Below are 20,633 nucleotides of genomic sequence, written 5' to 3'. Positions count from 1 at the left end.
CATGTAACCCCGGGACGATCGCGACTACGATGACGCCGGTCTGCCTCTTCCCAGGAGTTCCCCTTCATGCTTCGTGGCCCTCGCCGACCGGACGGCACCGTCCGGACCGCTCTCGCGCTCTCGCTGGCCACGGCCGTCGTGCTCGCCCCCTCCGCCGGGGCCGAGCCGACCGACCCGACACCGACGTCTCCGGCGAACTCGACCAGCGCCGTCACGGACCCGAGCACGGCCTGGAGCGCCGACACCACAGCCCCGCCGGCCGGGGACGCACCGCTCGAGGGGGCTGACCTCGACGCGCAGGTCGCGGAGGCCGACCGGCTGACCGCCGACCTCGTCAAGGACGACAAGGACATCGCGGCGGCCGTGCGGTCGCTGAAGTCCTACTCGACCAAGGCCAACTCGCTGCTGCAGAAGAAGGCGAAGGCGCGCGACGAGTACGACGCGGCCAAGGACGAGGCCGACGCCGCGCAGCGCGAGCTCGACACCTACCGCAACCGGCTGGCCAAGGGGCGCAAGGACCTGCGCAGCTGGGCCTTCGACACCTACACGCAGGCCGGCGGCTACAGCGACACGATGTCGATGGTCGGCACCCTCACCGACGAGTCCGGGACCTCAGGCAGCTCCGCCGGGGACCTCAGCTACCTCACCGACGAGCGCATCCGCACCGTCGACCTCGTCCGCAAGGACACGGTCACCAAGGCCTCCCTGACGAAGAAGAAGAGCAGGGCCCTGAAGAAGGCGGCGTCGGCCAAGCGCCGTGCCGACCGGGCCAAGGAACGTGCCGACGCCGTCCTCGAGGAGCGAAAGACCGCCCTGTCCGACCTGCGGCGCAAGCACGCGAAGGAGCTGCGCAGGTCCGGCCCCGTCGTCAACGCGCTCATCGGCATCCCCGACGACGAGGCCCAGGGCGCGAGCGACCGGCTCACCAGCGCGCTCGAGGAGCTCGGCCAGGACGTCAGCCAGTTCGAAGATGCCCGGCCCTGCTCGACCAACACGGGCAGCTACCCCAACGGGCAGATCCCGCCGAGCGCGCTGTGCCCCCTGCTCGGGGCTCCCGGCGAGTCGCTGCGCCCGGACGCCGCGGCCGCCTTCAACTCGATGAGCAAGGCCTACCAGCGCGACACCGGCCACCTGCTGTGCGTCACCGACAGCTACCGCTCGTACGCCGAGCAGGTCGTCACCAAGCAGCAGCGCGGTGGGTGGGCGGCGACACCGGGCCGCAGCAACCACGGGCTCGGCAAGGCGCTCGACCTGTGCGGCGGGGTCAACAGCTTCGGTCACCCGGCCCACCTGTGGATGCAGCAGAACGCCCCGCTCCACGGCTGGTTCCACCCGTCCTGGGCCGCTGCCGGTGGCACGCTCCCCGAGCCGTGGCACTGGGAGTACGCGGGCTGATCAGCCGGCCTGCGTGCCCACCTGCTCCTGCGGGGTCTTGACCGGCAGCAGCACGAGCAGACCCGCGAGCAGCACCACACCGATCCCGAGGATGCCCCAGTACTGGGTGTTGTCGTCGCCGGTGACCGCCGCGCCGATGGCGATCGCGACGCCGAAGGCCGCGGGTGACACGAAGGACACGACGCGTCCGGTCGTGGCGTACAGGCCGAAGATCTCGCCACCCTGCCCCTCGGGGATGACCCGCGCGAGGAAGCTGCGCGAGGCCGCCTGGGCGGGACCGACGAAGGCGGTCATCGCGAGTCCCAGCGTCCAGAAGACCATCGTGCCGCCGTCGTGCAGGAGGAAGATCGCCAGGCCGAGCCCGACCAGGGCGACGAGCGAGATGACGATGACCCGCTTCGGGCCGAGCACGTCGTCGAGAAGCCCGAAGAGCATCGTCGCGATGCCGGCCACGATGTTGGCCACCGCACCGAAGATGATGACCTCCCCCGCCGACATGCCGAAGGTCCCCGCCGCGAGGACGGCGCCGAAGGCGAACACGCCGGCGAGCCCGTCGCGGAAGAGGGCCGAGGCGCCCAGGAAGTAGACCGTGTGACGGGACTGCCCCCACAGCCGGCGAAGGGAGTCACCGACGAGCTTGTATGAGTCGATGATCCCGACGCGCGGTGCCTTGTCCCGGGGCGCGTCCTTGAGCACGAGGAAGGTCGGCACGGTGAAGAGCAGGATCCACAGGCCGCAGACGATCATCGAGACCCGGATGTCGAGCGCGTCCTCGCCCGTGACGCCGAAGAGCCCCACCTCCGGGTCGATGAAGACGAAGAAGAGCAGGAGCAGCACGAGGATGCCGCCGAGGTAGCCCATCCCCCACCCGAAGCCGGACACCCGCCCGATGTTGCTGGGCGAGGCCACCTGCTCGATGGACGCGTTGTAGTTGACGCTCGCGATCTCGGAGACGATCGAGCCGGCGCCCAGCAGGACCAGGCCGAGGACGAGGTAGGCCGGCTCGGGCCGCACGAGGAAGAGCGATGCCGACAGGGCCGCGAGGATCCACGTCAACAGGCGCAGGTTGCGCACGCCGCGCCCGGAGCGGTCGGAGTTCTGCCCGAGGACCGGCGCCAGCAGCGCCACGAGCAGCCCGGAGACGGCCGTCGAGATGGCCAGCGCGGTGGAGGTCGTGTTGGTCGAGCCGAAGCTCTCGCTCGTCAGGTAGACGGCGAAGACGAAGGTGGTGATCACCGTGTTGAACGGCTGGGCCCCCCAGTCCCACATCGCCCACCCGACGATCCGACCGACACCGCCCGCGGGTTCGGCGCGCAGGGCGGTCGTCGGCTCGGCCGGGGGCGTCATCGCGTCGGTCACGAGGCGAGGCTATCTGGCGATCCCCCGCCGATGTGCGCGACACGGCCGACCGCGCTATCCTGTGGGGTCGCCCCACATCCCGCCCCGCGAGGGCGGAGGGAGCTGGCCCTTCGACGGGTGCTGGCCGGCGGGCCCCCTGCTCCGCAACGGAGTGAGCAGCAGGGTCGAGGAACATCCAACGCACGCCGTGCGTTGAAGCACGCAGACGGGACCACGCGCAGGGGCGTGGCACCGACGGACACCAGGAGACTCGCAACATGGCAGAGCGCACGCTGCGCGGAACGCGCATGGTCAGCTTCAGCATGGAGACGACGGACAACGTCGTCCCGAGCGACCGTCAGATCACCACCTACGTGTGTGACGACGGCCACCGCACCGAGCTGCCCTTCTCCGTCGAGGCCGACATCCCGGGCACCTGGGAGTGCCGCTGCGGCAAGCTGGGCAAGCTCCTCGACGGTCCCGAGCCGGAGCTCAAGCCCGTCAAGCACGTCCGCACCCACTGGGACATGCTGCTCGAGCGCCGCTCGATCCCCGAGCTCGAGGAGCTCCTCGAGGAGCGTCTGGCGCTCCTGCGCGCCAAGCGTGGCGAGAAGCCGCGCAAGCGCAGCGCCTGACCCAGCACGTACGAAGGGGGGCGCCCACCGATCCGGTGGGCGCCCCCCTTCGTCATGCCCGCTCCCTGAGCTCCGCCGGTGAGTCCGCCCGGTGAGTTCCGTCGGTGAGTCCGCCCGGTGAGTTCCGTCGGTGAGTTCCGCTACGTGAGTTCCGCTCCCTGAGGAGGTTGCGCAGCAACCGTCTCGAAGGGCTACTCGTCGACGATCTCGCCCTCGACGACGTCGCCCTCGACGTCGCGGTCGCGGGTGCGCCGCACCCGGGCCTCGCCGGGAGCGACCGACAGGCCAGCGGCGAGCAGCCGGCGGGCCACGATCGTCTCGAGGCCGATACGCGCTACCGGTCGCGTGAAGGGCAGGACGAAGACCAGTCCGATGACGCCAGAGACGAAGCCGGGCAGGGTGAGCAACGCTCCCCCGACCCAGACGAGGATCGTGTCGGCGATCTCGCGGCTGGGCATCTGACCGGTGCGCAGCGCCGAGCGCAGCGCGGTCCACGTGCGCCGACCCTCGCGCCGCAGCAGCCAGGCGCCGAGCGCGGACAGCCCGACGACGGCGAGCACGGTCCACAGGACGCCGACCCAGCGGGCGACGAGGGCGAGCACGACCACCTCGAGGACCAGCCAGAGCACGAGCGCGAGCGGGACCAGCGCGACGCGCCGGCGGCGTCGCGGGGTGCGACCGGGACTCAGAGGCGGTGCCACGTGGGCTCTCGGTCGAGGAGGCCGCGCACCTGGGACCTGCGGTGCGCCAGGCCCCAGCGGCTGATCCGCAGCATCGACTCGCGCACGACGTCACCGTCCATCTTGGACTCGCCGATCTCGCGCTCGACGAAGGTGATCGGCACCTCGACGACCTTCAGTCCGGCGCGCACGGTGCGCACGGTCAGGTCGGTCTGGAAGACGTAGCCGGCGCTCTGCACCTGGTCGAGCCCGATGGTGCGCAGCGTCTCCGCGCGGTAGACCCGGTAGCCCGCGGTCGCGTCGTTGACCGGCATGCCGAGGATGGCCTTGATGTAGAGGTTGCCGGCCATGCTGATCGCCTTGCGGTCCACCGGCCAGTTGACGATCTTGCCGCCGCGCACGTAGCGCGACCCGATGACGAGGTCGGCATCGGCAGCGGCCTCGAGCATCGTGGGCAGGTGCTCCGGCCGGTGCGAGCCGTCGGCGTCCATCTCGACGACGGCGTCGTAACCCTGGGCGAGTGCCCACGAGAACCCGGCGAGGTAGGCGGCGCCGAGACCCTCCTTGCCCTCACGGTGCAGGACCGTGACGTGGTCGTCGTGGGCGGCCAGCTCGTCGGCGACCTGCCCGGTGCCGTCGGGCGAGTTGTCGTCGAGGACGACGACGTCGGCGCCCGGGACGCTGGCCCGCACGCGCGCGACGATGGGCGGGAGGTTCTCCCGCTCGTTGTAGGTGGGGATGAGCACGGCGACCCGCTCGATGGGCGGGCGCTGGGCGCTGCTGGTCTCAGGCACCTGTGGTGACTTCCTCGGTCGGGTGGGACGTGGGCTGGCCTCCGACCCTACCCGTCGCCCCTCGGCGGACCCGCCAGCCCACGGCGAGGAGGAGGACGAGCGCGCAGCCGATCTCGACCCACGGCCCGAGACGGTCGGAGAGCGTCAGCCCGCTGCGCAGGACGACGTCCTCGACGGGCTGGGCGGCGGTGAAGAGCCCGGTGACCGGGCTGCTGGAGCCGTCGGGGTTGATGAACCCCGAGACGCCCACGGTCGAGACGTGCGCGACGCTGCGCCCGTGCTCGATGGCCCGGATCCGCGAGATCGCGTACTGCTGCGTCGACTCGGCCGTGTAGCCGAAGGTCGCGTTGTTGGTCTGCACGACGAGCAGGCTGGGGTCCCCCTTCGCCTCCGCGTCCTTGACGGCCGAGCGCATCAGGCCGTCGTAGGCCACCTCGAAGCAGATCGTCGGGACGGCGGAGAAGGTCCCGTCCCCGCCCTCCACGGAGAAGGCGGCATTGTGCTCGCCCTTGGCGAAGCCGACGCGCACGAGGTCGACCTTGTCGCTGAAGAGGCGGTAGAAGTCGCGGTGCGGCACGTACTCGGCGAAGGGCACGGGGTGCTGCTTGACGTAGCGCTCGGGCTCTCCGCCGCCGGGCCGGTAGTACAGCGAGGCGTTGGAGACGGCCGGGGCGGGCTCGTCGAGGATCGCTCCGACGATGATCGGGGTGTCGACGGCGTCGAGGGCGCGCTGCACCTGGCGACGGGCGTCGGTGTTGCGCAGAGGGTCGATGTCGGAGGAGTTCTCCGGCCAGACGACCAGGTCGAGGTCGCCCTCGCGGCTCGCCAGGCGCTCGGTCCCCGCGACGTGGTTGTCGAGCACCTGGCGCCGCTCCGCGTTGAAGTCGAGGCCGGCGCGCGGCACGTTGCCCTGCACGAGGCCGACCCGGGCCGTCGAGTCACCGCTCGTCGGCACGGGGACGAGCGCGGTGCCGACGACCGCGACCACCGCCAGGGCGAGGGCGACGACGGGGGGGCGCCGCGTCACGACGACCAGCACGAGCGGGACCGCGACGACGGCGACGGCGAGGGTGATGAGTGGCGCCCCACCGACCGCGGCCCAGCGGGCGAAGGGGGTCTCCGCCTGGGTGAAGGCGATGCGGGCCCACGGGAAGCCGCCGTACGGCAGGCTCCCGCGGGTCCACTCCTGCAGGACCCACATGACGGGGATGAGCAGGGCGGCGGGCAACGGGTGGCCGGCGCGCAGGAGTGGTCGCTGGAGCGCGACGAGGAGGGCACCCATGACGGCGACGTAGAGCGCCTCGAAGGTCGCGAGCGCGAACCACGGGAACCGACCGACGAAGATCCCCGACCAGCTGAGCGTCGGCACGAAGCAGGCCAGACCGGCGACGAGCCCGAGCAGGAAGCCGACCCGGGGACGCACGTCCCACATCGCGATGCCGACGAGGGCCACGCCGACGATCGCGAGGTGGGCGAGGTCGTGGTCGGGGAAGGCGAGCCAGAGGGCCAGGCCACCGAGGAGCGCCAGCACCAGACGCCCGACGAGCTGCACCGTCACTCCCACGGGGTGGTGAGGACGATCGTCGTGCGCGTGGAGACACCGGCCCGGGTGCGCACCCGGGCGAGCAGCTCCTCGAGGTCCTGCGGGGTCCCGACGCGCACGCGCAGGAGGTAGTTGGTGTCCCCCGCGACCGAGTAGCACGCGTCGATCTCCTCGATGTCGCGCAGGCGCTCAGGGATGTCGTCCGGGTCGCGCGGGTCGAGCGGTGCCACCGCGACGAAGGCCGTGAGCGGGGTCCCGAGCGCGGAGGTGTCGACGACGGCGGCGTAGCCGGTGATGATCCCGCGCTCCTCGAGCCGTCGCACCCGCTGGTGCACCGCCGAGGTGGACAGGCCGATGGCCTTGCCCAGGTCCGTGTAGCTCATGCGACCGTCGGCGCGCAGGAGGTCGATGATCCGTCGGTCCGCCGGTTCCATGGGTGAACCATAGGCGAGCGACCCGTAAGGTCGGGCCCATGTCCGACTCGGCGTCCTCCCGGCTCCTGCTGCTCGACAGCGCCTCGCTGTACTTCCGTGCCTTCTACGGGGTGCCGGCCCGCAGCGGTGGTCCATCCGGGCTGCCCACCAATGCCGTCGCGGGCTTCCTCGACATGCTCGCCACGCTCGTCACGCGGTACCGGCCGACCCACCTCGTCGCCTGCTGGGACGACGACTGGCGCCCGCAGTGGCGGGTGGACGCGATCCCGACGTACAAGGCCCACCGTGTCGCCGAGGACCCGACCGAGGGCGAGGACGTGCCCGACGAGCTGCTCCCCCAGGTGCCGCTCATCGTCGAGGCGCTCGCCGCCATCGGCATCCCGCGCATCGGGGCGGCCCACTACGAGGCCGACGACGTCATCGGGACCCTGGCCATGGCGCACCGGGGGGTCATGCCGGTCGACGTCGTCACCGGCGACCGGGACCTCTTCCAGCTCGTCGACGACGCCTCCTCCACCCGGGTCCTGTACACGGCGCGCGGTGGCGTGCGCGACCCCGATGTCGTCGACCAGGCCTTCCTCGCCGCCAGGTACGGGGTCGACAGCGGCGACGCGTACGTCGACATGGCGGCGCTGCGCGGCGACACCAGCGACGGACTGCCGGGCGTCAAGGGCATCGGTGAGAAGACCGCCGCCGCACTCATCGCGGAGTACGGCTCGCTCGCCGGCATCCGCGCCGCGGTCGACTCGGGCCACCCCGGGATCAAGGGCGCCCGCCGCGCCCGCCTCGAGGAGGCCACCGCCTACCTCGACGTGGCCCCGCTCGTCGTCCGGGTCGCGCACGACGTGCCGGTCGGGGACCTCGACCTGCACCTGCCGCCGGACATCGTCGACCCGGTCGCGATGAGCCGGATGGCCATCGAGCACGACCTCACCGGACCCTTCGACCGGGTGGGCACCGCCCTTCGCTCCGTCGCCCCCTGACCCGAGCCCCTGACTCTGCATTCCCCTAGGGCAATGCGGGTTCAGGTCTGCATTCCCCTAGGGCAATGCGGGTTCAGGTTGGGCGAAGGGGGGGTCAGTCCAGCCGGTCGGCCGCGACGACGCCCCGCATCACCTTGTCGACCGCGGTGCGGGCGACGCCGCGCAGGTGCGGCTCGGGGGCGGCGTCACCGACCTGGTCGAGCAGGTCGACGACCTGCTTGCACCGGCGCACGAAGTCGCCGGCGGTGAGGTCCGAACCCGAGAGCACCTCGTCGAGGCGCCGACCGCTCGCCCAGCGGTGCACGGCCCAGGCCAGTCCCCCGTCGGGCTCGCCGGTCTGCTGCAGCGCGTTCGCGCCCTCGAGGTCCTCCAGCTCGCTCCACCGGCGGACCATGTCCTGCCATGCGTCCGAGACGTTGTCCGTGGGCATCCGCGGGAACGGGTCGTGCTCGTCGCGCCGGGGCTCGTGGACGAGCATCGAGACGACCGCGGCGAGCTCGGCGGGGTCGAGGCGCTTCCACGCGCCGCCGCGCAGGCACTCGGCGGCGAGCAGGTCCTTCTCCGTGTAGAGGCGCCGCAGCCGGCTGCCGAGGTCGGTCACGCTCTCGCCGTCCTCGCCGAGGTAGCCCAGCTGGACGAGCACCGCGCAGATCCGCTCGAAGGTCTGCGCCACCGAGTTGGTCCGCTGCTCGACCTTGCGCTGCAGGGCGGAGCTCTCCCGCTTGAGCTTCCACCACCGGGCGGCCCAGCGGGCATGGTCCTCGCGCTCCGGGCACTGGTGGCACGGGTGGGCCTTGAGCTCACGGCGCAGCTCGGTGAGGCGCTCGTCCTCGCTCCGGGCGCTCTCGGCCGCGTGCCGCTGCACGCTCGGCGCGTCCTCGTGCGGCGCCTTGATGCGCAGCGTCGCCGCGAGGTCGGCGCGCTGCTTGGCGGACCTCGGGTTGAAGCTCTTGGGCACCGCCAGCCGACCGAAGGGGGTCACCACCCGGTCGAGGTCGGCGACGGTGAGCCGCCGCACCTGCTTGTGCTCGGTGAGCACGGTGGGCGCCGACTGCTCCCCCTTGTGCGAGCGCGGCGGGGCGATGACGAGCGCGATGCCGGACTTGCGACCGCCGATGCGCACGATGTCACCGACCTTGAGGGCCTCGAGGGAGACTGCGATCTCGGCGCGCCGGTTGGCGCCGCGCGCGCGGGCGCCCTCCTTCTCGAGGTCGGTGATGCGCCGGCGGATCGCCGCGTACTCACGGAAGTCCCCGACGTGGCAATGCATCGCCTCGGCGTAGGCCTCGAGCGACTCCTGCTGCTCACGCACCTGCGCGGCGAGCCCGACGACCGAGCGGTCGGCCTGGAACTGCGCGAAGGAGGTCTCGAGCACCTCGCGTGCCGTCTGGCGCCCGACCTGGGCGACGAGGTTGACCGCCATGTTGTACGTGGGCCGGAAGCTGGAGCGAAGGGGGTAGGTCCGGGTCTGCGCCAGGCCCGCCACCGCCATCGGGTCCATCCCGCGCGACCACACGACGAGCGCGTGGCCCTCGACGTCGATGCCGCGCCGGCCGGCGCGACCGGTGAGCTGGGTGTACTCCGCGGGGGTGATCTCCACGTGGGACTCGCCGTTGAACTTCACCAGCTTCTCGAGCACGACGGTGCGCGCGGGCATGTTGATGCCCAGCGCGAGCGTCTCCGTCGCGAAGACCGCGCGGATGCGCCCGGTGGTGAACAGCTCCTCCACGATCTCGCGGAAGAGCGGGAGCATGCCCGCGTGGTGGGCCGCGAAGCCGCGGGAGATGCCCTCGACGAACTGGTGGTACCCCAGCACGTCCAGGTCCTCGCCCTCGAGCACCGCGGCGCGCTCCTCGACCGTGCGGCGGTTGCGCTCGCCGTCGCGCTCGGGGATGAGTCGCACCCCGCCGGCGAGCATCTGGCCGACGGCGCCGTCGCACCCCGCGCGGCTGAAGATGAAGGTGATCGCCGGGAGCAGACCGTCGCGGTCGAGCCCCTGGATGACCTCGGTGCGCGAGGCCGCGCCGCCGAAGCGGGATCCCCCGCCGCGTGACCCCTGACCGCCTCCTCCGCGCGGACCGGGTCGGCCACGACCACGGCGGTCCCGGCCCCCTCGACCACCGCCGCGGAAGTCCCCTTCGTCCCCGAGGCCGCGGGTGCGCGCCCGGATGGCGTCGAGCAGCTGCGGGTTGACCTTGGCCGGCGAGTCGTCGTGCCGGCCGTCGTCGACGAAGAGGTCGTGGACATCGCGGCCGACCTGCATGTGCTGCCACAGCGGCACGGGGCGGACCTCCGAGACGATCACCTCGGTCCCGCCGCGCACCTCGGCCAACCAGGCACCGAACTCCTCGGCGTTGCTCACGGTCGCCGAGAGCGAGACGACCTGGACCGAGCGCGGCAGGTGGATGATGACCTCCTCCCACACCGCTCCGCGGAACCGGTCCGCGAGGTAGTGCACCTCGTCCATGACGACGAAGGCGAGGGTGTCGAGCGTCGAGGAGCCCGCGTAGATCATGTTGCGCAGGACCTCGGTCGTCATGACGACGACCGGCGCCTCGCCGTTGACGGAGATGTCGCCCGTCAGCAGACCGACGTCGTCGGCGCCGTGGGTGGCGACGAGCTCGTGGTACTTCTGGTTGCTCAGGGCCTTGATCGGGGTGGTGTAGAAGGCCTTCTGGCAGCGTTGCAGGGCCAGGTGCACGGCGAACTCGCCCACGATCGTCTTGCCGGCACCGGTCGGCGCCGCGACGAGGACCCCGTGCCCGGCCTCGACCGCGGCGCAGGCCTCGATCTGGAAGGGGTCGAGGTCGAAGTCCTGCGAGGCGGTGAAGGCGGTGAGCTCGGGAGCGGGCGTGGACATGTGCCCACGCTATGCCAGCGGCTCAGCGCACGATCGACAGCGCGCCGGGTGCCGCCTCGACGGTGAGCGGCAGCGGCGCCACCCGCTCGCCGTCGGCGTAGGTGACGATGCGGTCGGTGGCGAGCGTCACGCGCGCGCCGCGGATGGTCTCGACCGCGGGGTGGGAGGTGTGGGTCCCCTTGAAGACCTTGGGGAAGACCGACAGGAAGGTGTGCATCGGGAGGTCGTGGACGATGACGACGTCGAGCAGGTCGTCCTCGACGTCGGCACCGGGCGCGACCTTCATGCCGCCCCCGAAGGCCCGGCCGTTGGCGATGCACACGAGCATCCCGTCGATCTCGCGCTCCCGGCCGTCGATCGTCAGCTCGTAGTGGATCGGCCCGAAGACGGGCAGCTCGCGCAGGATCGCCAGGTTGTAGCGCTGCGGTCCCCTGGGCCAGACCATCCGGTTGGCGCGCTCGTTGACCACCGCGTCGAACCCGCAGGAGAGGACGCCGAGGAAGTCGCGCACGTGCTCGCCGCCGGTGGTGGTGACGCGGCCGAGGTCGATGCGGCGGGTGCCGCCGGTGAGGATGCGCTCGACGGAGGCCGCGACGTCGTGGACCGGCAGACCGAGCTCGCGGGCGTTGTCGTTGCCGGTCCCCACGGCGACCACGCCGAGGGGGACGTCGGTGTCGGCGCAGAGGTTGGCCCCGAGGCCCGCGGCCCCGTCGCCGCCGGCGACGACGAGCAGGTCGATGTCCCCGCCCTCGATGGCCGCGCGGGCCTTGGCCTCCGCCCGGGCGGCGTCCAGACCGGTCAGGTCGATGACCTCACGGCCGGCGGCCTCGAGGAGGTCGGCCACGCGTGTGCCGACCTGCTGGCCCCGGTGCCGTCCCGCCGTGGGGTTGACGAGCAGGCCGATGCGGTCGGCGGTGACGCGGTGCATGCGTCGAGACTAGGTGAGCGGCGAGGCCTGGTCGTCCGGGAGGTCGGACCAGTCGGGCTCCTCGCCCGCCGCGACCCGGCGACGGTCGATGACCAGGCAGATCGCGAGGGCGATGAAGTACAGCGCGCAGAGCGGGCCGGCGAGCAGGAACATCGTGAACGGGTCGGGTGTCGGCGTGATGACCGCGGACGCGATGAAGATCAGCAGGATCGCCATCCGCCACGACTTCTTCAGGGTCCTGCCCGACAGCACGCCGAGCGCGCACAGCCCGACGAGGAAGACCGGGAGCAGCCACGCCAGGCCGAAGGCGAGGATGAAGCGGGTGATGAAGGTGAAGTAGTCGCTCGCCTGCTGGATGTTGCTCGACTTGTTGTCGTCGGGCGTGAACCCGAAGAGGATGAGCAGCGCCTTGGGCAGCGTCTGGTAGGCGAAGAAGCAGCCCGCGAGGAAGAGCGGCAGCGCCGTGGCGAAGATGCCGATCGACATGCGGCGCTCGCGCCGGGTCAGGCCGGGCAGGATGAAGGCCCAGATCTGCCAGACCCACACGGGGCTCGAGATGAGCACGCCGGTGAAGATCGACAGGCCGAGCTGCGTCGTGAAGGCCGAGGTCGCGTTGCCGAAGTTCAGCGTGACGACGCTGTCGGGGTTCGAGGCCTTGTACTCGTCGAAGGGGTAGGTCAGCTGCTTGTAGATGCCCCCGTACGTCCACGCCCCGATGTGCACCGGGTTGTAGATGATCCAGCCGACGATCGCGCCGACGACGATCGCGGCAGCGGCGATCATCAGCCGGTTGCGGAACTCGAGCAGGTGCTCCTTGAGCGGCATCCGCCCTTCGGGATCCTTGGGCGTGTGGGGGCGACGGGCCATGCGTGAGGGGGCGAAGGGGGTGTGACTCAGGCGACCGGGCCGGACTGGTTGTCCGTCCGCGGCTTGGCCTCGTCGATGACGGCGTTGCCGTCGGCGGTGGGCGTGGTGTCAGCCGGCCGCGACTTCTTGGCCTCTTCGCGCTGCCGGTCCTCTTCCTTCATCTCGTTGACCTCGGCCTTGAAGACGCGGGCGGACTTGCCGACGCTGCGCGCGGCGTCCGGCAGCTTCTTGAACCCGAAGAGCAGGAGGATGACGAGCAGGATGAGGATGATTTCCATGGGACCCAGGCTGGGCATGGCAGTGCCTTTCGTCGCGTGTACGTCGTCAGTGTACGACCCGGTGCTGGGTGCGCCGGTCGTCTTCAGGCAGCACCGTAGGCGGTGAGCGCAGCCGCCGCGGCACCCGCGACATCGGCGCGTTGGGCCGCCGGCTCGAGGATCTCGACGTCGGCGCCCTGCCGCAGCACGAGACGGCGCAGGAATCCCTCGTCGCCGGTCGGCAGGGTGACGACCAGGTCTTCGCCGGCCGTTTGCCGAGATGTCACCGGGTAGTACTCCGCGATCCAGTGGGCGGACGGGCGCAGCCGCAGCCTCACCGGGACGTCGTCCTCGCTGCGCTGGTACGCACCCGCGCTGAGGTCACGGGCGGCCACGCCGTCCGGTGGCTCGGCGGCCTCGTCGAGCACGTCGACCGCCTCGATGCGGTCCACGCGGAAGAGGCGCACGTCCTGCGCCCGGTGGCACCAGCCCTCGAGGTACCAGTGGCCCTCGACGTGGGCCAGGCGCATCGGGTCGACATCACGCTCGGTGCGCTCGTCGCGGCTCGGCACGTGGTAGGTCAGGTGCACCCGGCGCCCGGAGGACAGGGCGTCGCGCAGCGCGGCCGTCGTCCGCCCGGTGTCGGTGTCGTCCTCGACGACCACCACGCGCTCGACGCCGGGGATCGTCCCGGTCGCGCCCTCGAGCTTGGCGAGGGCGCGCTCCACGGCGCTGCTCTCCCCCGCCCCGCTCGCGGCGAGCGAGCGCAGGCCGACGGTGAGGGCGATGGCCTCGTCGACGGTCAGCCGCAGGGGGCGCGCGATCGCGTCCGCGTTGGTGACGAAGACCCGGCCGCCCTCGTAGCTGACCTCGATCAGCTCGTCGGGCATCTGCCCGTAGCCGCAGACGAAGAGCAGCTCCAGGTCGGCGACGAGCTGCTGCTCGGTGATCCCGAGCCCGGCAGCGGCCTCGTCGATCTCGATGCCCTGACGGCCCACGAGCCACGGGACCATCGTCAGCAGGCGCTGCACCCGACTCGTCGCGGACTCGACGGTGGGACGACTCATCGGGGACTCCCTTCGTGCGTCTCGAGCACCGACCGCAGCCGGGCGACGACCGCCTCCCGCAGCTCCGCCGGACCCTCGACGACGACGTCGGCGCCGTGGCTGGCGATCTCGCCGGCGAAGGCGCCGGTGCCCCCGTGGTCGACGACCACGCGGTCCCACTGCTCGTCGATCGACTCGACCGACGTGGCCCGTCGCCGCAGCCCGTGGCCGGCATCGACGCGGACGCGGAGCACGGACTCGCTCGGCTGCGGCGCGTCACCGTCGACGGCGGCGATCATGCGGACCGGGTCGACGTCCTCGGGGATCTCACCGGTGACGGCCTCGCGGGTCGTCGTGACCGCCGACGCGATCCGGGAGAGGCGGAAGACGCGCGGCGCCTCGCGGTCCAGGTCGTGGCCGACGAGGTACCAGCGACCGTGCCAGGCCGTGAGGTACCAGGGCTCGACGTGGCGGGTCTGCGCGCCGTCGGCGCCGGGTCGGGCATAGTCGAAGCGCACCCGCACGGAGGCGAGCACGGCGTCCTTCAGCGGCTCGAAGGCGGGCTCGGCGCCGCCCAGGCGTGGTTCCAGACCGGCGAAGGGGTCCTCCCCCACCTCGTCGTCCGCGGCGACCTTGCGCCAGGCGGTCGCGGCGGTGCCGGCCATCGCGGCGTGCGCCCACGCACGGCTGGCGAGCCCGACGACGGCGCGCTCGTCGGCGGCGAGCTCGACGGGCGGCAGCGCGTACTCGCGCTGGTCGATGCGGTAGCCCTGCTCGTCCTCGAAGATCCCGATGTCCTCGGTGACGAGGGGGATGCCCATGGCGCGCAGGTCCTCCTTGTCGCGCTCGAACATCCGGTCGAAGGCCTCGTCCGATTCGACCAGGTGGTAGGCCTCGACCATCGTGCGGATCCGCTGCTTGGGCACGGGGATCCGCGCGGAGAGCAGGCTCATCGTCAAGTTGAGCAACCGCTCGGTCTTCGCGGCGGGGGTGTTGGGTGCTGCCACATCGCTCCCTTCGTCACGCTGAGGCTAACCTGCCGCACATGATCCACTGGCGCAGCGGCACCGTCCGCGAGGTCACCGGCTCCCGCCCCGGGGCGGCCGGCCTGCGCGTGGAGGTCGACGGGAGCGACACCCCCGCGCTCGCCCTCACCGGGCTCGTCGGGACCCCCGAGGTCGGCGACACGGTCCTGCTCAACGTGTCGGCCCTGCGCCGCGGCCTCGGCACCGGCGGTCTCGCCCTCGTCGTCGCCGACGCCACCCGCCCGCCCGCCGATCCCGACGACGCGCCCGGGCACATCGTCAAGGCCCGCTACACGCCGCTGCAGGACATGGTCCTCGCGCTCGAGGAGCAGGAGTCGCCGCACCACGAGGCGATGCGCGACCACCCGGCGATCGCCGACGGCGACCTGCAGGGGATGCCGGTGGTCGTCGCCGAGCTGCACTCCGCCCTCCCCGCGGTGCTCGCCGGGATCCGGGCCGCGGCGCCGGGGGCGCGCGTCGCATACGTCATGACCGACTCGGCGGCCCTCCCCTTCGCCCTGTCCGACAGCGTCGCCCGGCTCGTCGACGCCGGCTGGCTCGCCACGACGATCTCGGCGGGTCAGGCCTTCGGCGCCGAGCACGAGGCGATCACCGTGCACTCCGCGCTGCTCGCCGCCCGCCACGTGCTCGGCTGCGACGTGGCCGTCGTGGCGCAGGGTCCGGGCAATGCCGGGTCGTCGACGACGTGGGGCTGGTCCGGGCTGTCCTCCGGTGACGTGCTCAACGCCGTCCACGTCCTGCGCGGGCACGGCATCGCGGTACCGCGCGTCTCCGGCAGCGACCCACGGGCGCGGCACCGGGGGCTGTCGCACCACACGGCGACGGTCCTCTCGCGCGCGCTCCTCGGGGCGGCCGACGTCGTCCTGCCCGAGTCCACCGAGACGCCCTGGCCGCAGGTGCGCGAGCAGGTCGACGCCGCCGTCGCGACGGCCGCGGGCTCCCCGCGTGTCATCACGCTCCCGACCACCGGTGTCGCCGAGGACCTCGTGGTCTCCCCCGTGCCGCTGGTGAGCATGGGCAGGGCCGCGGCGGAGGACGTGACGCCCTTCCTCACCGCAGCTCTGGCCGGCCGCCATGCGGCCCACCTCGCTGCATTGCCCTAGGGCAATGCACACCTGAAGCCGCATTCCCCTAGGGCAATGCGGCTTCAGGTGCGTACGGGCGAAGGGGAGGTCAGCCGACCTGGACGAGGTCGACGACGAAGATCAGGGTCTCGCCGCCCTTGATGGCCGCGCCGGCGCCACGGTCGCCGTAGCCGAGGTGCGGCGGGATGGTGATCTTGCGACGACCACCCTCCTTCATGCCGAGCAGGCCCTGGTCCCAGCCCTGGATGACCTGGCCGATGCCCGCGGTGAACGCGAGCGGGGCGCCACGGTTCCACGAGGCGTCGAACTCCTCGCCGGTGGAGTGGGCGACACCGACGTAGTGGGCCTGGATGGGCGACCCGGCGGTCACCTCGGCGCCGTCACCGACGGTGATGTCCTCGACGACCAGCTCGGTGGGCGCGGCGCCCTCCGGGAAGTCGATCTCGGGCTTGGTGGTGCTGGGGTCGAACGGCATGTGCGTCTCCTTGGGTGGGGGTGGCGTACGGGTCGGTGGATCAGGGGGCGCCGAGGATGTCGACGGTGAAGACCAGGGTGGCGTCGGGCTTGATGGAGCCGTCGGGCGTGCCCTGCTTGCCGTAGCCCTCCTTCGGCGGGACGACGACGAGGAGGCGGTCTCCGACCTTGGCGCCCTCGACGGCCTTGTCCCAGCCGGGGATGACGGCCTGCTGGCCGACCGGGAAGGAGAAGGGCCCGCGGCCGTCCTTCATCGAGCTGTCGAAGACCTTGCCGTCATCCCAGGTGACGCCGGTGTAGCTGACGTAGACGGTGTCGCCCTTCTTCACCGTCTCGCCCGTGCCCTCGACGAGCTTCTCGGTGACGAGCTTGGTCGGCTTCTTCGCGTCCTTCGGGATGCTGATGTCGGCCGGGGCGTCGGCCTTCCACTTCACGGTGGGCAGGCCGGCCTGCGGCTCGACCTCCTTGCCCTCCGCCTTCGTCGGCATCTCGTCGCGCACGTCGTAGACGAGGACGAGGTTGTCCTTGCCGTCGACGCCGTACTGCGGCATCCCCTCGTCGCCGAAGAGGTCCTTGGGCGGCATGACGGAGACGCCGTGGGTACCGATCTTCTGGCCCTTGATCGACTTCACGAGACCCGGCAGGGCGCCCTTGTTGCCGAGGTCGAGCACGATCGGGTCGCTCGTGTAGGTCTCCGAGCCCTCGATCATCTTGCCGGTCTTGCCGGAGAACATCGCGAGGTCCACCTCGACGAAGGCGTCGTCGGCGAGCGTGTCGCCGGAGCCCTCCTTGATGACCTTCGACGTCGTCTCGCTGACCGACAGCGGCTTCTTCTCGAGCTCGATCGACGGGCCCTTCTTGCCCTTCGCCGCGGTGACCGCGATGTCGTCGACCTTCTTGAGGTCCTCGGGGCTGGGCGCGGCGGCGGTCTCCGAGGCCGACGCGGACGTCGAGGAGTCGCTCGTCGCGTCCCCGCCGGAGTCCCCACCACAGGCGCTCAGGGCCAGCAGGGCCGCGGTGGACGTCGCGATGGCAGTGGTCAGGCGGGCGGCCTTCGGCACGGATCAACCTCGATGCTCGGGGAAAACGTTCCCGGGCAGCCTAACCACCGAGTCTGGACGATGCCTGACTCGACCGGCGGGGGTGGCTCAGGGTCCGGTCGGCGTCGGGCGCGAGGAGAGGACCTCGATGAGCTTGTCGACCCGCTCGTCCACCGCGCGGAAGGGGTCCTTGCACAGCACGGTGCGCTGCGCCTCGTCGTTGATCTTCAGGTGCACCCAGTCGACCGTCACGTCCCGCGAGTGGGCCCGGGCCGTGCGCACGAAGTCGCCGCGCAGCTTCGCGCGCGTCGTCTGGGGTGGGGTGTCCACGGCCGCCGCGATGTCCTCGTCGGTGACGACCCGCGCCACCTTGCCGGAGCGCTGCAGCAGGTGGTGGACGCCCCGGTCGGGGTTGATGTCGTGGTAGGCGAGGTCGAGCTGGGCCAGGCGCGGGTCCCCCAGCGACAGCCCGTGCCTGGCCGCGTAGGCGTCGAGCAGGCGGTACTTGATGATCCAGTCGATCTCGGTGCCGACCGAGGCGAGGTCGTCGGTCTCGATCGCGGTGAGCGTGCGCTCCCAGAGGTCGAGCACGCGCGTGCTCACCGCATCGTCGATCCCCTCGCGGTCGGCGTGGGCCACCGCCCGCTCGAGGTACTCGCGCTGGATCTCCAGGCCGCTCATCCGACGGCCGTCGGCGAGCTTGACCAGCGTGCGCCCGGTCATGTCCAGGCTGATGTCGCGGATCGCGCGGATCGGGTTGTCGAGGGCCAGGTCGGGCAGCGCCACGCCGTCCTCGAGCATGCGCAGCACGAGGTGGGCCGCGCCGACCTTGAGCAGCGTCGTCGTCTCCGTCATCGTCGAGTCACCGACGATGACGTGCATCCGCCGGTAGTACTCGGCGTCGGCGTGCGGCTCGTCCCGGGTGTTGATGATCGGCCGGGAGCGGGTCGTCGCGGACGAGACGCCCTCCCAGATGTGGTCCGCGCGCTGGCTGACGGAGAACTGCGCGCCGCGCGTGGAGGCCATGATCTTGCCGGTACCGGCGATGAGCTGCCGGGTGATGAGGAAGGGCAGCAGACCGTCGGTCACCGCGGCGAAGTTCGAGGTCCGCGCCACGAGGAAGTTCTCGTGGCAGCCGTAGGAGTTGCCCGCCGAGTCGACGTTGTTCTTGAAGACGTAGATCTCGCCGGCCACCCCGTCCTCGCGCAGCCGCTCCTGGGCGTCGACGACGAGGTCCTGCACGATCCGCTCCCCCGCCCGGTCGTGCGCGATGAGCGTCAGCAGGTCGTCGCACTCCGCGGTCGCGTACTCCGGGTGGCTCCCGACGTCGAGGTAGAGACGAGAACCGTTGGGCAGGAAGACATTGCTCGAGCGGCCCCAGGTCACGACCTTGCGGAAGAGGTAGCGCGCCACCTCGTCCGGCGTCAGCCGTCGCTGGCCACCGGACACGGCGGTGATGCCGAACTCGGTCTCGATCCCGAAGATGCGTCGCTCCACGGTCCGAGGCTATCCGTCGGGTGCGGTGATCCGCCGGAAGCACCGGCGCGGGCGGGAACGCTCGAGCACGGCGATCTCGAGCGCGTCCGCGTGGACGTCGAAGGGGGTGTCCTCCCCTTCGTCGGCATCGGCCAGGACGTCGACCGCCAGCCGGAAGGCCTCCGCGAGCGCCATCCCCGGCCGCCATCCCTCGTCGAGCCGCGCGTTGAGCCGCTCGCTCGCGCCGCCGATCACGACGTGACCGCGCTCGTCGGTGACGGACCCGTCGTAGGTGAGCCGGTAGATGCGGTCCTCCGCCGCGTCGTGCCCGACCTCGGCGACGACGATCTCGACCTCGTAGGGCTTCTGGTCCTGGGTGAAGACCGTGCCGAGCGTCTGGGCATAGGCGTTGGCCAGCGCCCGGGCGGTCACGTCGGAGCGGTCGTAGGAGTAGCCGCGCAGGTCGGCGTAGCGGATGCCGGCCACCCGGAGGTTCTCGAACTCGTTGTACTTGCCGACCGCGGCGAAGCCGATGCGGTCGTAGACCTCACCCACCTTGTGCAGCGAGCGGTTGCTCGGGTTGTCGGCGACGAAGAGGATCCCCTCGTCGTAGGCGAGGACGACCACCGAGCGCCCCCGGGCGATGCCCGCGCGGGCGAAGTCGGCCCGGTCGGCCATGACCTGCTCGGGCGAGACGTAGAAGGGTGGTTGGGTCATCGAGCACCTCCACGATCCGTGAGGATCGCCGCGACGACGCCGGCGCACTCGGCGTCCTCGACGAAGCGGACGCCGTTGTCGTCGACGACGCCGACCATCGGCCAGATGCGCCGATGCACGTCGGGCCCGCCGGTCGCCGAGTCGTCGTCGGCGGCGTCGTACAGGGCCTCGACCGCGACGCGCACGGCCGCCGACCGGTCGAGACCCGGGCTCCAGAGCTTCTTGAGCGCGCCGCGCGCGAAGAGCGAGCCGGAGCCCACGCTGTGGTGCTCCTGCTCCTCGTAGCACCCGCCGGTCACGTCGAAGGAGAAGATCCGGCCGCGGCCGACCGCGAGGTCGTAGCCACCGAAGGAGGGCACGACGGCCAGGCCCTGCATGGCCAGCCCGAGGTTGCCGCGCAGCATGGCGGCGAGCCGGTTGGCCTTGCCCTCGAGCGACATGACGACGCCCTCGACCTTTTCGTAGTGCTCGAGCTCGACCTGGAAGAGACGGACCATCTCGATGGCCACGCCCGCCGTGCCGGCGATGCCGACGAGCGAGTACTCGTCGGCGGCGAAGACCTTGTGCATGTCACGGTTGGCGATGAGGCTGCCGAGGGTCGCCCGCCGGTCCCCCGCCATGACGAGCCCGCCCGACCAGGTGAGCGTCACGATCGTCGTGGCGTGGGGCGCCTCGACGGCGCCGGGGTGGAGCGGCCGACGACCGGGCAGCAGGTGCGGGTCGTGCTGCGCCACGAAGTCGGTGAAGGACGAGCCGCCCGCGGCCAGGAAGGCCGCGGGCAGCCGCCCGTCGGACGACTCGCGGCTCACTGGCCGCCCTTCTGCACGAAGCCCTTGACGAACTCCTCGGCGTTGGTCTCGAGCACCCCGTCGATCTCGTCGAGCACCGAGTCGATGTCCTCGTCACGCGCGGCGTTGGTCGCGCCCACCTGGCCGAAGCCGTCCTCGGGCTCGGCGCCATCGCCGCCACCGGTGGACTGGGGTCGGATCTGCTCCTGGGCCATCGTTGCTCCTTCGCTGACGGGTCGTGTCCCGA

21 protein-coding genes are annotated in these 20,633 nt (G+C 71.7%); 4 read left to right on the top strand and 17 right to left on the bottom strand.

Annotated elements, in window-relative coordinates; genetic code table 11:
- Window positions 1–66 precede the first annotated feature (66 nt).
- Window positions 67–1,395 (top strand): M15 family metallopeptidase, encoded by a 1,329-nt coding sequence (locus JT1_RS05110; RefSeq protein ID WP_068324193.1) that lies wholly within the window; start codon window positions 67–69, stop codon window positions 1,393–1,395.
- On the opposite strand, the gene JT1_RS05105 is transcribed toward JT1_RS05110, so the two are convergent.
- A complete protein-coding gene (locus JT1_RS05105; protein ID WP_245634680.1) occupies window positions 1,396–2,754 on the bottom strand; it encodes an MFS transporter in 1,359 nt (452 codons plus the stop codon).
- A gap of 257 nt (window positions 2,755–3,011) precedes the next feature.
- On the opposite strand from JT1_RS05105, the gene JT1_RS05100 reads away from it, so the two are divergent.
- Window positions 3,012–3,368, top strand: a complete 357-nt coding sequence (locus JT1_RS05100; RefSeq protein WP_068324190.1) for an RNA polymerase-binding protein RbpA — start codon at window positions 3,012–3,014, stop codon at window positions 3,366–3,368.
- Window positions 3,369–3,559: 191 nt separating this feature from the next.
- On the opposite strand, the gene JT1_RS05095 is transcribed toward JT1_RS05100, so the two are convergent.
- Genes JT1_RS05095 through JT1_RS05080 form a run of 4 tightly spaced genes read right to left on the bottom strand, consistent with a single transcriptional unit; the run spans window position 3,560 to window position 6,819 of the window.
- Window positions 3,560–4,069, bottom strand: coding sequence for an FxsA family protein (locus JT1_RS05095; RefSeq protein ID WP_245634679.1), 510 nt, complete (start codon window positions 4,067–4,069; stop codon window positions 3,560–3,562).
- Window positions 4,054–4,842 (bottom strand): polyprenol monophosphomannose synthase, encoded by a 789-nt coding sequence (locus JT1_RS05090; protein ID WP_068324187.1) that lies wholly within the window; start codon window positions 4,840–4,842, stop codon window positions 4,054–4,056. The genes JT1_RS05095 and JT1_RS05090 overlap by 16 nt, the downstream gene beginning before the upstream one ends.
- Window positions 4,835–6,394 carry an apolipoprotein N-acyltransferase gene (gene lnt / locus JT1_RS05085; RefSeq protein ID WP_255218258.1) on the bottom strand — a complete coding sequence of 520 codons (1,560 nt, stop codon included), beginning with the start codon at window positions 6,392–6,394 and terminating at the stop codon, window positions 4,835–4,837. The genes JT1_RS05090 and lnt overlap by 8 nt, the downstream gene beginning before the upstream one ends.
- 2 nt (window positions 6,395–6,396) lie before the next feature.
- Complete coding sequence (locus JT1_RS05080) at window positions 6,397–6,819, bottom strand: Lrp/AsnC family transcriptional regulator (RefSeq protein ID WP_068324181.1); 423 nt, start codon at window positions 6,817–6,819, stop codon at window positions 6,397–6,399.
- A 38-nt stretch (window positions 6,820–6,857) separates the two neighbouring features.
- Here JT1_RS05080 and JT1_RS05075 point away from each other — a divergent pair, with 38 nt between their 5' ends.
- Complete coding sequence (locus JT1_RS05075; RefSeq protein WP_068324178.1) at window positions 6,858–7,802, top strand: 5'-3' exonuclease; 945 nt, start codon at window positions 6,858–6,860, stop codon at window positions 7,800–7,802.
- Between the two features lie 94 nt (window positions 7,803–7,896).
- On the opposite strand, the gene JT1_RS05070 is transcribed toward JT1_RS05075, so the two are convergent.
- The 6 genes from JT1_RS05070 to JT1_RS05045 form a co-directional block, all read right to left on the bottom strand.
- Window positions 7,897–10,662 carry a DEAD/DEAH box helicase gene (locus tag JT1_RS05070; RefSeq protein ID WP_068324175.1) on the bottom strand — a complete coding sequence of 922 codons (2,766 nt, stop codon included), beginning with the start codon at window positions 10,660–10,662 and terminating at the stop codon, window positions 7,897–7,899.
- 22 nt (window positions 10,663–10,684) lie between these two features.
- Window positions 10,685–11,590: a YegS/Rv2252/BmrU family lipid kinase gene (locus JT1_RS05065; protein WP_068324170.1), complete on the bottom strand. Its 906-nt coding sequence runs from the start codon at window positions 11,588–11,590 to the stop codon at window positions 10,685–10,687.
- A 9-nt stretch (window positions 11,591–11,599) separates the two neighbouring features.
- Window positions 11,600–12,457 (bottom strand): twin-arginine translocase subunit TatC, encoded by an 858-nt coding sequence (gene tatC / locus JT1_RS05060; RefSeq protein ID WP_255218257.1) that lies wholly within the window; start codon window positions 12,455–12,457, stop codon window positions 11,600–11,602.
- Between the two features lie 26 nt (window positions 12,458–12,483).
- Window positions 12,484–12,753 (bottom strand): Sec-independent protein translocase subunit TatA, encoded by a 270-nt coding sequence (tatA, locus tag JT1_RS05055; protein WP_082807485.1) that lies wholly within the window; start codon window positions 12,751–12,753, stop codon window positions 12,484–12,486.
- A 65-nt stretch (window positions 12,754–12,818) separates the two neighbouring features.
- Window positions 12,819–13,781, bottom strand: coding sequence for a helix-turn-helix transcriptional regulator (locus tag JT1_RS05050; protein ID WP_068324163.1), 963 nt, complete (start codon window positions 13,779–13,781; stop codon window positions 12,819–12,821).
- Window positions 13,778–14,767 carry a helix-turn-helix transcriptional regulator gene (locus JT1_RS05045; RefSeq protein WP_068324160.1) on the bottom strand — a complete coding sequence of 330 codons (990 nt, stop codon included), beginning with the start codon at window positions 14,765–14,767 and terminating at the stop codon, window positions 13,778–13,780. The genes JT1_RS05050 and JT1_RS05045 overlap by 4 nt, the downstream gene beginning before the upstream one ends.
- 38 nt (window positions 14,768–14,805) lie before the next feature.
- Here JT1_RS05045 and JT1_RS05040 point away from each other — a divergent pair, with 38 nt between their 5' ends.
- Complete coding sequence (locus JT1_RS05040; protein ID WP_068324157.1) at window positions 14,806–15,909, top strand: DUF3866 family protein; 1,104 nt, start codon at window positions 14,806–14,808, stop codon at window positions 15,907–15,909.
- Between the two features lie 70 nt (window positions 15,910–15,979).
- Here JT1_RS05040 and JT1_RS05035 read toward each other — a convergent pair whose 3' ends face one another.
- From JT1_RS05035 to JT1_RS05010, 6 genes are all read right to left on the bottom strand, one after another.
- The gene (locus tag JT1_RS05035) at window positions 15,980–16,366 is read right to left on the bottom strand and encodes an FKBP-type peptidyl-prolyl cis-trans isomerase (RefSeq protein ID WP_068324154.1); all 387 of its coding nucleotides are present in this window, start codon (window positions 16,364–16,366) and stop codon (window positions 15,980–15,982) included.
- 40 nt (window positions 16,367–16,406) lie between these two features.
- A complete protein-coding gene (locus JT1_RS05030; RefSeq protein WP_068324151.1) occupies window positions 16,407–17,426 on the bottom strand; it encodes an FKBP-type peptidyl-prolyl cis-trans isomerase in 1,020 nt (339 codons plus the stop codon).
- A gap of 87 nt (window positions 17,427–17,513) precedes the next feature.
- Window positions 17,514–18,902 carry a Pup--protein ligase gene (gene pafA, locus JT1_RS05025; RefSeq protein WP_068324148.1) on the bottom strand — a complete coding sequence of 463 codons (1,389 nt, stop codon included), beginning with the start codon at window positions 18,900–18,902 and terminating at the stop codon, window positions 17,514–17,516.
- Window positions 18,903–18,911: 9 nt separating this feature from the next.
- The gene (gene prcA / locus JT1_RS05020) at window positions 18,912–19,598 is read right to left on the bottom strand and encodes a proteasome subunit alpha (RefSeq protein ID WP_068324146.1); all 687 of its coding nucleotides are present in this window, start codon (window positions 19,596–19,598) and stop codon (window positions 18,912–18,914) included.
- Window positions 19,595–20,407, bottom strand: coding sequence for a proteasome subunit beta (gene prcB, locus JT1_RS05015; protein ID WP_068324143.1), 813 nt, complete (start codon window positions 20,405–20,407; stop codon window positions 19,595–19,597). The genes prcA and prcB overlap by 4 nt, the downstream gene beginning before the upstream one ends.
- Window positions 20,404–20,601 carry a ubiquitin-like protein Pup gene (locus JT1_RS05010; RefSeq protein ID WP_068324131.1) on the bottom strand — a complete coding sequence of 66 codons (198 nt, stop codon included), beginning with the start codon at window positions 20,599–20,601 and terminating at the stop codon, window positions 20,404–20,406. Before JT1_RS05010 ends, prcB begins: the two co-directional genes overlap by 4 nt.
- Window positions 20,602–20,633 lie beyond the last annotated feature (32 nt).

The organism is Janibacter terrae NBRC 107853 (assembly GCF_001591405.1).
Lineage (GTDB): Bacteria > Actinomycetota > Actinomycetes > Actinomycetales > Dermatophilaceae > Janibacter > Janibacter terrae.
This window is presented reverse-complemented; position numbering and strand designations above follow the sequence as displayed.